Here is a 13,104-nt window from a genome sequence, read left to right on the forward strand (position 1 = left end):
TGAACGCCTTCGCGATCACCTTCGAAGGTCGTCTGTCCCCGAGTTCTCGATAGAGAAATTTCAAAACCGAGTTACACCGTTAACTGGACACACCCTGACTTTCTGTTCGTATGCGTCTGGTGATCCTGTTTCCGCACGTCGCAGCTTCGGGCGATAGAGGATGTGCGCGCTCCGTGTGGATAGAAGAACTAGTGCGCCCGCTGTCGCGTTGGACTGCTGCCGCTGAGTGTCTACGTTGAGATCATGAGTGGTGACGAGCCGAGGTTCGGGTACGGCCGGGGACGCAGGCCGTTGTGGAGTGAGCGTGATCGCGATGCCGAGCGGGTCCGTGACGCGTTGCGCGGGGCGGGTCTCGCAGAGTTCGGCGAGGACCAGGACGGGTTCGTGGTGGAGAGCGGAGAGACAGGTCAGCCTTTCGCGGTGGCCTTCACGGGCCCCGAGGTCGATGCCGAGGAGGAGTTCCGCACATACACGGCCGGGCTGAGGTCGGCCGGGATGCGAGCCGAGCAGGATCCCGACGACAGCCAGGCCCTGCAGGTTCTGTCCGAGAGCGAGCGCTTGGCGGACGGAGAAGGCGATGCCGTGAAAGGACCGCACTCCCCGGTCTTCGCCGGACGCTCCTGATCGTCCGGCGAAGACCGGAGGCTGGCCTGTCCGCTCATGGTTCTGTAGCGAGGGCCGTCCCCGGCGCGATAGGACTGAGCGGAGGTTTTACGGCCGAGTAACCGGTGGAGCAGCGTGCCGAGCGAGCAGAACACCGATCAGAACACCGAGGAGAACGCCGGGCCGGACGATGTGGCGCGTTCCGCCGAGGAGCAGGGGCGGCTGGTCCGGGAGCACGCGCGTCGTGGAGCCCGTGCCTGGGTGGCCGGTTTTGCGCGCCGATCCGGCCGGGCAGCGGCACGGGCGGCGCCGCGCGTGGCTCTCGTCGGCCTGTGCGCGAGCACGCTCGCGCCGGTGGCGGTGGCGGGCCTGGAGCTGCCGCTGCTGGTTGCGGGCGCCGGCGCGGCGGGTTCGGTGGGCGCCAATCTGCTGAGCGAGGTGATCAGCAAGGCTCTGGCGGTGGCGCGCGGGCGTGGCGGCGAAGGCCCGACGTCGTCCTCGGCGGTGTCGCGAGAGCTGGCCTCCCTACTGGAGGAGGCCCTCCAGGCAGGCGACCAGCGCGCCCGCGACCTGGCGACAACCATGTCGAGCGTCCTGCACGAGGTGGGCGTCGTGCAGATGGTGGTGGCCGAGGCGGTGGAGCGGGGCGACGAGCTGCTTTTGCAGGAGCTGGTCGCCGGCTTCTCCCAGCTCGGTGAACAGTTTGACTCCTTCACGCCGCTGCTGGAACAGCTGGGAGCCGCCGCGGAGCGGATCGAGCAGCGGCTCTACCAGCAGGACGCAGAAAAGCACCACGACCGCAACCGCGACGAGCGGCTGATGGCGATGGTGATGTCGTTGAGGGAGTCGGTGACGGTCGCCCTGCGGCACGTGGCTCCACTTGAATGGGATCCCGATGGCGTGGGACGCGAGCCGTGGACGGGCGAGTGCCCGTACCAGGGGCTGGTGCCGTACGGCGCGGAACAGGCCAGTGTGTTCTACGGGCGGGGCCGGGCGACGGGGCGGCTCGCGGCGATGGTCGCCGCGCAGGTGCGGCATCCGGGGCCGATCGTCGTGACCGGCGCCTCCGGAGCGGGGAAGTCCTCGCTGCTGCGGGCCGGGCTCCTGCCGGGGCTCGGCGCAGGGCTCATCGCGTCGATGCAGTCCGTACGGCAGTGGCCGTCCCTCGTCCTCACCCCTTCGCAGCAGCCGATGCGTGAGCTGGCGGTGGCCCTGGCCGTTCCCTGCCGGGCTGATCCCGACGTGGTGCTGGCTCGTCTGTGGGACGACCCCGAGCACGCCGTGCGGCGGCTGCACGAAGTCCTGCTGGCTGACGAGGCGCTGCGGAGAGAGGCCGGCGAGGCGCGCCGGGCTGGGCCGCGGCGGGCGATCGTCGTCGTGGACCAGCTGGAGGAGTTGTTCCTGCCCGGCTCTGGGGCAGGTGTGCGAGAAGAGGAGGAGCGTTTGCGGTTCCTGGCCGCGCTCGACGCGATGGCCACCGTCCCGCAGACCATGGACGGAGAGCCCGGCGCAGTCGTGATCACGGCCGTCCGCGGGGACTTTGTCGACCGGTGCGCCGCCTATCCCGTGCTAGCCGAGGCGCTGGAGCAGCGGGCATTCGTACTGGGGCCGATGAGCGCTGACGAGCTGTCGCGGGCGATCACCGGCCCTGCCGCCGTGGCGGGGCTGGAGGTTGAGGAAGGCCTGGCTGAGCAGGTGGTACGCGAGCTGGTGGGCCACCACCGCAGCGGGCCGGAGATCGGCGACCTGCCCCTGCTGTCGCTGGCCATGGCGCGTACCTGGGAGAACCGCGGGAACGCCCGGCTGACGCGCGACGGCTACGACCGGGCGGGCGGCGTGGCGCATGCGGTGCAGGACACCGCCGAGGCGGTGTACGCCGGGCTCAAGGACGACCGGCACCGGGACGTGGCTCGTGACGCTCTTCTGCTGCTGACGAGTTCCCGGGCCGACGGCCCGGCGGTCCGCCGCAGGATGGCGCGCGAGGATCTCCTGCAGGCGTGCGAGCCCGCGCGGCCAGAGGAGGTCGAGCACGTCCTGAACGCCTTCACCAGACAACGCCTGCTGGTCCTCAGCCGCCCGACCGAGACATCTTCGTCATCCGCCGACCCCGCCCCGGAGACGGTCATGGTCGAACTGGCCCATGACGTGCTGCTGACCGGCTGGCAGAAACTGGCCGCCTGGTTGACCGAGGAGCAGCAGGACCGCGTCGCCTACGACGAGCTGGTGCGCGACGCACGCGAATGGGACACGGCGGACCGCGACTCCTCCTTTCTCTACACCGGCACCCGGCTGCAGCAAGCCCGCCTGGCACAAGAGCACTGGCAGTCCCGTGCGCACGTCCTTTCCCTGCCCGACCACGCCGCCGACTTCCTGCGCGAAGGGGTGCGGGCCTCCAAGCGGGTCAGGCGCGGACGCCAGGGCGCGTTCGCGGCCCTGGCCGTGATGATGGTCGTCGCGTTGATGGCCGCCGCGTTCGCGGTGGCGTCCAGCCGTGCGGAGGAACGGCAGCGGGCCGAGGCCCTGTCGCGGCGGCTCGTCGCGCTGATCGCGACAACGGACGAGCTCCGTCTCGCCCGGCATCTGGCCACCACGGCCTGGCGGATCTCGCCGACCATCGAGGCTGCCAGAGCGATGACCTCGCTGCTGGCCACACAACGAGCGGTCCTCGTGGGCCACACCGACGACGTCAAGACGGTCGCGTACAGCTCTGCCGGCGGCATGCTGGCCTCAGGCGGCGACGACGGCACGATCCGGTTGTGGGATCCGTCGACCGGCCGCGCACTCGGCGCTCCTTTGAAGAGCCATACGGGCGTGGTCACCAAGGTGGCGTTCACCCCGGACGGCCGGGTGCTGGCCTCCGAGGGCAGCGACGGCGCCGTCCGGCTGTGGGATCCGCCGACCGGCCGCAGGATCGGCGCCGTCATGACCGGTCACCGCTTGGTGCCCGGCTCGGACGGCCGCCTGCTGACCGCCGCCTACACCCGGGAAGCGGTCACCTATGAGGTGAGCGTGCGGTTATCGGACGTGCGGACCGGCCGGACGGTGGGCCGGGAGCTCAAGGGCGTTGTCGACCCTGCCGCCCCAATGGCCTACAACGCGAAGGACGACGTGCTGGCCGTCGCCCGCCGCGACAACGGCGTCGTGTATCTCTGGGACGTGCGAGCCGGCCGGCCGCTCGGCTCGATCAGGACCGGGCACACGAACGGGGCGACGGCGCTCGCTTTCAGCCCCGGCGGCGACCGGCTCGCGTCCGCGGGCGGGACCGGTGCCCCGCGGCTGTGGGACTGGAGAAAGCGCCGCCCGATCCACACTCTGGCGACGGAACCGGCCGTATCGGCGTACGGGGTTGCCTTCAGTCCGGACGGGCGCACCCTGGCCACGACGTACGCGGACGGCACCGCCCGGCTGTGGAATGCCGTCACCGGCAAACAGATCGGCTCGCCGCTGACCGGCCATACCGGTATGAGGGATTACGCACCGTCGTTCAGCCGGCCGGTCGTGTACGTGGCGGCCTTCAGCCACGACGGTCAGCAGGTGGCGACGGGAGGCCTCGACCAGACCGTCCGCCTGTGGGACACCACGACGGGCGGCGCCGCAGGCGCAGGACCAGGGCAGGTCGGGCGGAGTTTCACGCTCGCCTTCAGTTCCGACGGCGGCCTGCTGGCCGCCACCTCGGACTCCGAGGGAGTGCGCCTCATCGACGCGCGAACCGGCTGGATCCTCGACCGGCGGCCGGCCGTCAACCCCGACAAAATGATTCGCGCGGCAGCTCTCAGCCCCGACGGTCGTCTGCTGGCCGCCGGGGAGTACAACGGCAACGTCCGGCTCTGGAACCCGCGGACCGGCGCGGTTGTCGGGTCTCCAGGCGGCTACCTGCTCCTGGGGGAGAAGGTGCTGGCCTTCAGCCCCGACAGCTCGCTGCTGGCCACCGCCTCGTACTACGGAGACGAGGTGATACTGGTCGATACGCGCACCCTTCGTACGGTCCGCAGGATCCCGATACTCCTTGTGGCGCAAGCGATCGGCTTCAGCCCCGACGGGCGGACACTCGCCACGGCAGGCAAGGAGGACAAGATCAGACTGTGGGACCCCGCGACCGGCCGCCAGGTGGCGGAGCTGCCACTCGACGACGACGAAGACGACGGGGCGCGCTCGTTGGCTTTCAGCCGCGACGGCCGCCTGCTGGCCGCGGTGTCGGACGGCACCCATGTGTGGGACGTGAGCAGTCGTGCCCAGGTCAGCCGGCTAGACGGGATGGACGACGATGAAGGTCGGCCGGGGACGTCCGGAACGGCGTTCAGCCCGGACGGCCGCCTGCTGGCCACCGGGCACCGCGACGGCGCGGTGCGCCTGTGGGACCCGCGGACCGGGACGCAGGTGGGGGCGCCGATCATCGGCCACGACAATCAGGTCCTCGCCGTCGCGTTCAGTCCGGACGGCCGGTTGGCCACCTCCTCCGACGACGGCACGATCCGGTTCTGGGACCCCGGAGCGCACAGCGACCCGGTTCGCGCGCTCTGCGCCCAGGCCGGACCCGTGTGGCAGAAACAATGGAGCCGCATCGCCCCCGGCGCGCCTTCCAGCGCGTGCTCCTAGGGGTTGTGGATCAGGGGGTTCTGGTGAGGGGGAGACCAGAAAGGAGGTGCTCACGGAGGGCGGATCCACGGATGCCGATCTCAGGGAAGTCGTCGGGGCTGACGGCGCCCTTGATCAGTAGTTCGGGGACCAGGAGGCCGGTCAGCGGGGCATCGGGCGTCGGGTCGACCAGGCCGCCGATGGGAGCCGTGGGCAGGTCGAGGTAGGCGGGGGCGAGGGTTCTGCCGTGGAGCGTGCCGGCGACCAGGTCGGGGCAGAACTCCCTCCAGAAGATCGCCACCGTGGTGCGCAGATCGCCGTGGATCATCACCAGTTTGTCGGTCATGTCGCCGACGAAGGTCTCCGCCGTCACGTGGCCGAGCACGATCAGCTTCGTGTCACCCGCCAGGTAGATGTTCCTCGCCCGCAGGTCCCCCAGGACGACCAGCGCGGCGGCGCCGTCGTCCACGTTGACGATGTTGCCGTCTACGGTCAGATCGCCGTCCACGACGTACCCGGTGGCCGCGTCGGGCGTGTCCGTCCGCCACGGGGTCCGCTCGTGCTCGTCGAGGGGGAGTTCTCCGGTCACCGAGGCCGGGCCGGGCACCAGGATGTACTCCTCCTCGTACAGGTTCTCGTACGTCCCCTCCGGTAGCCTCCGCCGCTCGAACAGGTCCACCGCATCGTCCCACGCAAGGTAACTGCTTCGCATGCGCGCGACCGTAACACTCACCCCCGACAAACCTCCGAGAGACTTCGATGCCCAGCAGGGGGAGCGTCCGGGCTCGCTGTGCCTCACACTCTGACGCCGAAAGGACTGACAGGATGGCCGCCATGCCCTACGACCCCGCCCCCGCCCCGGCTCGCGAGGAGTTCCTCGATCTCCTGGACCACCTCGACCGCCTGCCCGAGGTGGGCTCCGGCCGGTTGCCGGACCTGCACACCGATCTGTGCGACGCCGTCGCCCGCACCGCCGACCTCGTCGTCCTGGTGCACCGCGAGGACGCCGCCGAGCGCGAGTCCCCCCGCGCGGGGGAGGCCGACCTGATCGTGGCCAAGCACCGCAACGGCCCCACGGCCACGATCACCGTGGCCTTCCAGGGCCACTACAGCCGCTTCGTCGACATGTCACCCGGCTGAGAATCTACTGTAGGGTCCGCGATTCCGTGAGCAAGTGCGGCTGATCATGAGCACTGTCCGAGCAAATCCGCGTGATCATGAGCTTTGATAACGCTCCGTTATGTCGAACTTACGGGACTTTTGTTCGCCATCTGTTCGGCGGTCATCCGCGGGGCCGGGCTCGTGGGGCGCAGCAGCGGCATGAAACAGTCCGGCCGCCGAAACGGCTTCTGGATTCACTGCCATCAAGCCGCCTCGTCCGTGGAATCGGGAGTGGGAGCCAGCCGCACGCTGCCGGACTGGACCTTCTCGTCGGGGAAGACCCACTTCCGGAGCGCCCAGAAGCGGAAGACCATGGCGATCAGCGTGCCGATGATCTGCGCGCTCATGAAGTCGGCGATCTCCTGGGTCACCAGGCTCACATCCGGGGTCTCCAGGCGAAATACGTACCGGGAGATCCATAGCGGCGCGGAGCTGAGCACTAGACCGACGCCACTGACCAGGAAGAACAGTGCCGCCTCGTGACGGCGCTCGCGGCCGCCCCTGGTCCGGAACGACCATTCGCGGTTCAACACGTAGGACACGATCGTCGCCACGAGCACTGCGATGATCTTCGCGGTCACCGGCTTCGGTTCCAAAACGGTCAGCTTCAGCCCATAGAACACCGTGTTGTCCACTAAGAACGCTGTTCCACCCACCACCGCGAACTTCAGCAGTTCACGGTGCTTCAGCGCAAATGCGTGCAGCGGTTTCGGTAATCTTGCGAGTACTGCGTTTGCTATTCGGAGCACCCCCGATCTTCTCACCAGTCGAACACCCGCGCTCAACCCTTGGCGCCTACCGAGGCCTGGCACGCTTTCTTAGCGAAGCACGACACCTTCTGAGGCTCCTGGAAGCACACGCTAAGTAACCGGAGTCGAGGCTAAAACCAGGCCGATTGCTCATCGGCCGGGGGACATCCGGGTGCTCACGTTCCCCGGATTCTTGGTGTTTCCGCAGGAGCCGATGCTCACCGAATCTCGGACCCTGCATCTACGTCGTAAGCAGCCATCCCGCCCGCCGCCCGCCGCCCGCCGACCCGCAGGCCCCTGCTGAGGTTTCCGGACATCCCTACGCGCACGCCTGCGCGCGAGGCCCGGGTGCCACTGCCCCGGCCCGACGTCCCGTCATCGGAGAGCGTATGGCCAACTGCGTGATCTTCCATACCGCGCTGGACATGACCGACGTGCTGCGCCAACTGCTGGCCGAGGGCTGGCAACCCGAGAAGGGCGAGGACATCACCGCCGCCGACATCGCGCAACTGTCGCCCTACCTGACCGCGCACATCAGCTGGTTCGGCCGGTATGCCACCGGCGTACTGCGTCTACGCCCCGACGACAGTGCGCAGCGTCACCGGCCAGGGCCACGCGGCCCTTGGACCAGGTGTCGGTGCGCACCTGGAGGATCTCCTGGGAGTAGAGGAACGGGCTCGTCTTCATGTCCTCGACGAAGCGCTCGGTCTGCCATCCGGCGTCGCGGAACCTGTCGGCTCAGAACTCCTGCTGGCGTTCGACGGGCTCCTGGTGGATCGCCGAGGCTTCCTCGTCGCCTCCGGCGTGCCTGAGCAGGACGCACGGATGGCGATGCTTGCCGCCGGCCGGTTCACGGTCGGCAGCGTCCTGGAAGAAACCGCGTAACCCCAGTTCAGACTACGAAACTCAATACTCGAGCGGTACACGGTCTGGGCCGGTGGTAGAACGGGGCCGAACACGCTGAGGTTGATCGTTTTGAGTGTGCCGTCGGGATAACGGAGGCGCAGTTCGTACAGCATGCTGTTGCCCGGCACACTGGCCAGGAAATTCGAGTGCGTTGACGAGGCCGTGGACCTTGTAGATTGCCTCCGTTACTCATCGTAAAGAGATCTTTCGTGGCCTTCATGCCTTGTCATGGCGGTGCGCGCAGCCGCCGAGGCTTATGATCGCTCTTGCACGGCTCTCGTCACCTCCCCCCTTCCTTCGGAGTTCGAGCACATGGCTGATCCTCTGATCCCCTGGCGCGGCGACCTAGCCGCGAAGATCCAGCCGCAGATTCCGCACGCGGCGCGGATCTGGAATTACTGGATGGGCGGCAAGGACAACTTCGAGGCGGACAGGACGGCTGGCGACGCAGTCGCCGCGGTCTACCCCGAGATCGTGACGATGGCGGCGCAGTCGCGGAAGTTCCTCATCCGGGTGGTGCATCACCTGGCCGCGGAGACCGGAATCGACCAGTTCCTCGACATCGGCACCGGCCTGCCGACGATGCAGAACACCCACGAGGTGGCTCAGCAGGTCATGCCGCATGCGCGGATCGTCTACGTCGACAACGACCCCATGGTGCTGGTGCACGCCAGGGCGCTGCTGCGCAACACCACTGCGCAGGGTGTGACCGCCTATGTCGACGGTGACTATCACGAGCCCGAGTTGATCGTGGAAGACGCCCGCAACGTCCTGGACTTCACCCGGCCGATCGCCGTGATGTTCATGGGCGTCCTCGGTTATGTGGAGGACTTCGCGGTGATGCGCTCCATCGTCTCGCGCGTCATGGATGCCGTGCCCTCCGGCAGCTACCTGGTGCTCTGGGACGGGACCGACACGGGCGAGACGGTCAACGAGGGCAGTGAGAAGCTTGCGGAGAGCGGAGCCGTGCCGTACTACCTGCGTCGGCTCGACCAGCTGGCCGAGTGCTTTGCGGATATGGAGCTGGTCGAGCCGGGGCTGGTGCCCATCACACGCTGGCGGCCCGACACCGACGACGCGCCCTGGATCGACGCGCACGGGGCTGTGGCGCGCAAGTCGTAGCCCGCTGTTCCGGGCCCCCACTCAGATCGGCGCCACCAGCCGCAAAGACATCCCAGGAGGTCAGGTGTCAAGCGGCAAGGGGTTTGGTGTGGTGTGACCAGGCGGTTGCTTCGTCGTAGAGAGTGTTGGTCTTGAGGCATCCGTGCAGGATGCCGACGAGGCGGTTGGCCACCTGGCGCAGGGCGGTGCTGAATCTTCAGGAGCCGGTCGAGCCGATTCGGGTGCCGGAGTTCCAGGGCGCCGACGTGCACACCGGGCGACGCAGGTACGTGGGGTGCGGTTTCGCACCCTCGCCGTTGTCAACGACGTCTGTTTCCGTCGTCGTCAGCCGTTCTCAGGAAGGACTTGAACGTCACAGCCTTTCACACGGCTTCGGGCCGGGCCGGCCTTCGCCTGACCGGGGGCCGGACCGCCGGGTGTTCATCGCGGCCTCAGGCTGATCTGCCACGAAGTCCGGCGGACCAGCCTGAGGTGTTGTCCGCCCAGCCTGTTCCCGGCTTGATCAGCGGGATCGCGAGGTGGAGGCGTAGGGGAGCAGGGCCATCTCGCGGGCGTTCTTGATCGCGGTGGCCAGCCGGCGTTGTTGCTGGACGGTGACCCCGGTGACGTGGCGGCTGCGGATCTTGCCGCGGTCGGAGATGAATTTGCGGAGCAGGTCGGTGTCCTTGTAGTCGATGTGGCTCACGCCGTGCAGCGGATTGGTCTTCTTGCGGGGCGTGCGGCGAAGTTTCACGCGGAGGTCTCCTTCAGGTCGAGGTCGAGGACGAATGCGAACGGGTCGGGGTATCCGGCCCAGACGTCGGAGCCGGCCAGGGTCTCGGCCTCGGTGAGCAGGCAGGAATCCAGAAGCCGGTGGATGCGGTCGCGGTCGAGGTCGGGGCCGGTGAAGACGAGGTGCTGGACACGGTCGCCGAGCTGGGGAGTCCAGTCGAGGGTGGCGGCCATGCGGCGGGCGGGGCTCTCCATCTCCCAGACGGCCTCGGGCAGGGTGACCAGCCAGGGGCCCGCGTCCTCGACGGTGATGACGCCCGCCACGGCGTCCCAGCCGAGCAGGCGCTCGTGCCGGTTGGCCAGCCAGAACCGGCCGCGGCTGCGGACGGTCTCGGTGACCAGTTCGTCGACGGCGTCGAAGAGCCGCTGGGGGTGCAGGGGGCGCAGCCGGTGCCAGACGACGGTGGAGATCTCCCCGGTCTGTGCGTCGCAGGGCAGCTGGGCGGTCGCCGGGTCGACGCGGGCCCCGAGCATCTCCACGTCGATCCCCGCACCGGTGACGGCGGGCAGAGCGATGTCCGGGGGACCGGCCGGGGTGGTGGGGGCGAGGTGGTTGAGCACGGCCAGGGCCAGCTCGAGGTCGTCGGCCTGCTCACCGGACACGACGAGGGCGGTGGCGTACTCGATCTGGCGGGTGAGTACCTCGGCCAGGTGACGCTCGTCGCCTCCTGCGGCGTGTTTCCTGCGGGAGGCGAGGGTGTCGTCGCAGCAGATGTCGTCGGTCATCTGCGCCGCCTCCAGCGCGGTCAGCACCCCGGTCAGGCGCAGGCGGTGCACGGTGTCCTCGTGCCAGGCGAGGGCTTCGGCCACGGTCCGGGGTTCGACCGAATCCCACAGCTCCACGACGAACAGCGGCGCCGAGTCCGCCCGCGACAACAGGACGGGAATGAGATCCTCGCGCACGGTGCAGGTGACGCAGCCGTGCGCGAGCCGCACTTCCCGCTCTTCCAGCGTCCCCGACGCGTCGCGCACGATGCGTTCCACGCGCCCGGTGCTCACCTGTCGCAGGTCGTGGTGGATCGCCACCGATCTGGGGTGATCGGCGAGCAGGCGGTCCACCAAGGCCGAGCGCGCTTGGGGATACAGTCCGGAGACGATGACGACGGGGACGGACATGACAGCTCCTCTCGTAGTGCGGGGTTCACCGCGCGAGTTCACGGTGGGGGTTCGGGGTGTGGGCCGGTTCTCAGGGAGTGAGGAGGCCGCGCCGGTAGGCGCGGACGAGTCGGCGCGGCACCAGCAGTTCGTGCCCGTCGATGGTGATCGGGACGAGGTCGGGTGCGGTGGCCTTCCACTGTGAGCGGCGGTGGCGGGTGTTGCTGCGGGAGGTCTTGCGTTTGGGGACTGCCATGTCGTGGTGCTCCTACCAGCTGGACTTGGTGACGCCGGGCAGTTCGCCGCGGTGGGCCAGTTCGCGGAAGCGGATCCGGGAGAGCCCGAACTTGCGCAGGTGTCCGCGGGGGCGGCCGTCGGTGCTGTCGCGGTTGCGCACGCGGGTGGCGCTGGCGTCGTGCGGCTGGCGGCTCAGCTCGCGGACGGCCTGGGCTCGCTCGTCGGGGGAGCCGGTGCGGATGATCTCCTTGAGCTCGGCCCGGCGCTCCGCGTAGCGGATGACAACGAGTTTGCGTCGCTCGTTGGCTGCGATCTTGCTTTTCTTGGCCATCAGATGCGTTCTCCCCGGGCGCGGATGCGGGCCACGGCGGCCTCGATGCCGATCTTGTCGATGGTCTTGACGGCTCTGGCGCTGAGCGTCAGCCGTACGAAGCGACCCTCGGTGGGCAGCCAGTAGCGCCGTGGCTGGGCGTTGGGACTCCAGCGGCGGCGGGTGCGCCGGTGGGAGTGGGAGACGTTGTTGCCGAACACCGGCTTGACGCCGGTGAGCTGGCAGTGGGCGGACATGCGGTTTCCTTCCCGAAGGGGGCGGGGTCAGGTCTTGCCGTAGCGCTGGTTGAACCGCTCGACCCGGCCCGCGGTGTCGAGGACGCGACTGCGGCCGGTGTAGAAGGGGTGGCTGGCCGAGGAGACGTCGACGTCGACGAGCGGGTGGGTGTTGCCGTCCTCCCACTCGATCGTTTTGCCACTCGTGATGGTGGAGCGGGTCAGGAAGGCGAAGCCCGCGCTCGGGTCGCGGAACACCACGGGGTGGTAGTCGGGGTGGATGTCTTTTTTCATCGCTTCAGCGGTCCTCTCGGAACAGCACGTGCTGGCGGATGACCGGGTCGTATTTGCGCAGGGTGAGCCGGTCGGGGGCGTTGCGGCGGTTCTTGCGGGTCACGTAGGTGTAGCCGGTGCCCGCCGTGGATCGCAGCTTGATCACCGGTCTTACGTCGTTTCTGGCCAAGTGTCTTCACTCCTGAGGGGGATGGGTGGTGTCATGATAGCGATAATCGTTTTCATATGCGAAACGAGGGGTGGTGACGATCCGCCATATCGCCGCACGCTTCCTCGTGACAGTGCTGTCCGCGTTCCTGGACGCGGGCGCGACCACGCTGCTCAACCGTCTCCCGGGTAACCGTGCGGGTTGTGCATGGCTGTGATCGTCAACAACGTGAGCGAGATCAGCCACGACGCCGGTCCGATACGCGACGGGGTCTTCCCATCGCGCACCGATGAGGGCATCTCGGTCAAGACGGGCTGCCGCGTCCTGCGGGTCTTGGTCGGTCTCCGGCTGTTATGCCTGGCGCGGCCCGCCCCGGACGATCTGGCACGCCTGCTGGCCGATCTGATCATCGAGGTCTGCCGGAACCCCATGGCACCTATGGAGCTCACCGCGTGCGTGCCGAGCCGCGCCTGGGCCAGTGTGTGCCGGTCGGGCACGGGGCAGTGGGAATGTTGAGTCGACTGGGCTTTTCCCGGACCGGCCCGAATCAGCGGTGGATCACCGGCATCTGTGGATGGTCTGTCAAGACCTGATGACGTCGTATTGCCTGGTGGTCGACCATGCTCGGGAAGGGGAGCCTGAGCTTATACATGCTTTTTGGCGTTACTCGTACTGCTCGTCGGGGGACTCGATCCTCGTGAGGCTCTTGCCGGTGAGCTGGGGGTAGATGACGCCGGTGGTCATCTTGCCGAAGGTCTGCGGGATCCAGATGCCGGTGACCTCGACCCAGGTGTCGGCGGGCGCCGCGGTAATACGTAGGGCGCAAGCGTTGTCCGGAATTATTGGGCGTAAAGAGCTCGTAGGTGGCTTGTCACGTCGGGTGTGAAAGCTTGGGGC

16 protein-coding genes and 2 pseudogenes are annotated in these 13,104 nt (G+C 68.3%); 8 read left to right on the forward strand and 10 right to left on the reverse strand.

Annotated features, from left to right (window positions below):
• Window positions 1-243 precede the first annotated feature (243 nt).
• Window positions 244-624 (forward strand): hypothetical protein, encoded by a 381-nt coding sequence (locus tag ABZ260_RS33250; RefSeq protein WP_355625673.1) that lies wholly within the window; start codon window positions 244-246, stop codon window positions 622-624.
• A 114-nt stretch (window positions 625-738) separates the two neighbouring features.
• Window positions 739-5,199 (forward strand): WD40 repeat domain-containing protein, encoded by a 4,461-nt coding sequence (locus ABZ260_RS33255; protein WP_355625675.1) that lies wholly within the window; start codon window positions 739-741, stop codon window positions 5,197-5,199.
• Between the two features lie 10 nt (window positions 5,200-5,209).
• Here ABZ260_RS33255 and ABZ260_RS33260 read toward each other — a convergent pair whose 3' ends face one another.
• Window positions 5,210-5,890 (reverse strand): hypothetical protein, encoded by a 681-nt coding sequence (locus ABZ260_RS33260; RefSeq protein WP_355625677.1) that lies wholly within the window; start codon window positions 5,888-5,890, stop codon window positions 5,210-5,212.
• Between the two features lie 182 nt (window positions 5,891-6,072).
• On the opposite strand from ABZ260_RS33260, the pseudogene ABZ260_RS33265 reads away from it, so the two are divergent.
• A pseudogene (locus tag ABZ260_RS33265) lies at window positions 6,073-6,318 on the forward strand (DnaB-like helicase C-terminal domain-containing protein); the annotation flags it as partial.
• Window positions 6,319-6,542: 224 nt separating this feature from the next.
• Here ABZ260_RS33265 and ABZ260_RS33270 read toward each other — a convergent pair.
• The gene (locus ABZ260_RS33270) at window positions 6,543-7,088 is read right to left on the reverse strand and encodes a GtrA family protein (RefSeq protein ID WP_355625679.1); all 546 of its coding nucleotides are present in this window, start codon (window positions 7,086-7,088) and stop codon (window positions 6,543-6,545) included.
• Window positions 7,089-7,477: 389 nt separating this feature from the next.
• Here ABZ260_RS33270 and ABZ260_RS33275 point away from each other — a divergent pair.
• The 3 genes and pseudogenes from ABZ260_RS33275 to ABZ260_RS33285 all read left to right on the forward strand — a co-directional run.
• Window positions 7,478-7,630: pseudogene (locus tag ABZ260_RS33275) on the forward strand (Tn3 family transposase); the annotation flags it as partial.
• Between the two features lie 46 nt (window positions 7,631-7,676).
• Window positions 7,677-7,973, forward strand: a complete 297-nt coding sequence (locus tag ABZ260_RS33280) for a hypothetical protein (RefSeq protein WP_355625703.1) — start codon at window positions 7,677-7,679, stop codon at window positions 7,971-7,973.
• Window positions 7,974-8,306: 333 nt separating this feature from the next.
• Window positions 8,307-9,116, forward strand: a complete 810-nt coding sequence (locus tag ABZ260_RS33285; RefSeq protein ID WP_355625681.1) for an SAM-dependent methyltransferase — start codon at window positions 8,307-8,309, stop codon at window positions 9,114-9,116.
• A 502-nt stretch (window positions 9,117-9,618) separates the two neighbouring features.
• Here the strand turns inward: ABZ260_RS33285 and rpsR are convergent.
• From rpsR to rpmG, 7 genes are all read right to left on the reverse strand, one after another.
• Entirely contained in the window at window positions 9,619-9,849 is a 231-nt protein-coding gene (rpsR, locus tag ABZ260_RS33290) for a 30S ribosomal protein S18 (RefSeq protein ID WP_355625683.1), read from the reverse strand.
• The gene (locus tag ABZ260_RS33295) at window positions 9,846-11,003 is read right to left on the reverse strand and encodes a GTP-binding protein (RefSeq protein ID WP_355625685.1); all 1,158 of its coding nucleotides are present in this window, start codon (window positions 11,001-11,003) and stop codon (window positions 9,846-9,848) included. The genes rpsR and ABZ260_RS33295 overlap by 4 nt, the downstream gene beginning before the upstream one ends.
• Window positions 11,004-11,073: 70 nt before the next feature.
• Window positions 11,074-11,238, reverse strand: a complete 165-nt coding sequence (gene rpmF, locus ABZ260_RS33300) for a 50S ribosomal protein L32 (RefSeq protein WP_355625687.1) — start codon at window positions 11,236-11,238, stop codon at window positions 11,074-11,076.
• A 12-nt stretch (window positions 11,239-11,250) separates the two neighbouring features.
• Complete coding sequence (gene rpsN / locus ABZ260_RS33305; RefSeq protein WP_355625689.1) at window positions 11,251-11,550, reverse strand: 30S ribosomal protein S14; 300 nt, start codon at window positions 11,548-11,550, stop codon at window positions 11,251-11,253.
• Window positions 11,550-11,786, reverse strand: coding sequence for a 50S ribosomal protein L28 (rpmB, locus tag ABZ260_RS33310; RefSeq protein WP_355625691.1), 237 nt, complete (start codon window positions 11,784-11,786; stop codon window positions 11,550-11,552). The genes rpsN and rpmB overlap by 1 nt, the downstream gene beginning before the upstream one ends.
• A gap of 27 nt (window positions 11,787-11,813) precedes the next feature.
• A complete protein-coding gene (locus ABZ260_RS33315; RefSeq protein ID WP_355625693.1) occupies window positions 11,814-12,059 on the reverse strand; it encodes a type B 50S ribosomal protein L31 in 246 nt (81 codons plus the stop codon).
• 4 nt (window positions 12,060-12,063) lie between these two features.
• On the reverse strand, window positions 12,064-12,228 hold the full coding sequence (gene rpmG, locus ABZ260_RS33320; protein ID WP_355625695.1) for a 50S ribosomal protein L33: 165 nt from the start codon (window positions 12,226-12,228) through the stop codon (window positions 12,064-12,066).
• Window positions 12,229-12,301: 73 nt separating this feature from the next.
• Between rpmG and ABZ260_RS33325 the strand changes: the two genes are divergently transcribed.
• Window positions 12,302-12,424 (forward strand): hypothetical protein, encoded by a 123-nt coding sequence (locus ABZ260_RS33325; RefSeq protein ID WP_355625697.1) that lies wholly within the window; start codon window positions 12,302-12,304, stop codon window positions 12,422-12,424.
• A complete protein-coding gene (locus ABZ260_RS33330) occupies window positions 12,415-12,723 on the forward strand; it encodes a hypothetical protein (RefSeq protein WP_355625699.1) in 309 nt (102 codons plus the stop codon). Before ABZ260_RS33325 ends, ABZ260_RS33330 begins: the two co-directional genes overlap by 10 nt.
• A gap of 147 nt (window positions 12,724-12,870) precedes the next feature.
• On the opposite strand, the gene ABZ260_RS33335 is transcribed toward ABZ260_RS33330, so the two are convergent.
• Window positions 12,871-13,104: hypothetical protein (locus ABZ260_RS33335; RefSeq protein WP_355625701.1), on the reverse strand; the 234-nt coding region annotated here is incomplete at its 5' end.

The sequence above is a fragment of the Streptosporangium sp. NPDC006013 genome (assembly GCF_040614275.1).
In the GTDB taxonomy this organism is placed as follows: domain Bacteria; phylum Actinomycetota; class Actinomycetes; order Streptosporangiales; family Streptosporangiaceae; genus Streptosporangium.

What these genes read in the sequence shown, in the direction of transcription:
- rpmF (WP_355625687.1), bottom strand. Translation starts at nt 11,238, where the DNA reads ATGGCAGTCCCCAAACGCAAGACCTCCCGCAGCAACACCCGCCACCGC.
- ABZ260_RS33250 (WP_355625673.1), top strand. Translation starts at nt 244, where the DNA reads ATGAGTGGTGACGAGCCGAGGTTCGGGTACGGCCGGGGACGCAGGCCG.
- ABZ260_RS33260 (WP_355625677.1), bottom strand. Translation starts at nt 5,890, where the DNA reads ATGCGAAGCAGTTACCTTGCGTGGGACGATGCGGTGGACCTGTTCGAG.
- ABZ260_RS33330 (WP_355625699.1), top strand. Translation starts at nt 12,415, where the DNA reads ATGGCTGTGATCGTCAACAACGTGAGCGAGATCAGCCACGACGCCGGT.
- rpmB (WP_355625691.1), bottom strand. Translation starts at nt 11,786, where the DNA reads ATGTCCGCCCACTGCCAGCTCACCGGCGTCAAGCCGGTGTTCGGCAAC.
- rpsN (WP_355625689.1), bottom strand. Translation starts at nt 11,550, where the DNA reads ATGGCCAAGAAAAGCAAGATCGCAGCCAACGAGCGACGCAAACTCGTT.
- ABZ260_RS33315 (WP_355625693.1), bottom strand. Translation starts at nt 12,059, where the DNA reads ATGAAAAAAGACATCCACCCCGACTACCACCCCGTGGTGTTCCGCGAC.
- ABZ260_RS33285 (WP_355625681.1), top strand. Translation starts at nt 8,307, where the DNA reads ATGGCTGATCCTCTGATCCCCTGGCGCGGCGACCTAGCCGCGAAGATC.
- ABZ260_RS33295 (WP_355625685.1), bottom strand. Translation starts at nt 11,003, where the DNA reads ATGTCCGTCCCCGTCGTCATCGTCTCCGGACTGTATCCCCAAGCGCGC.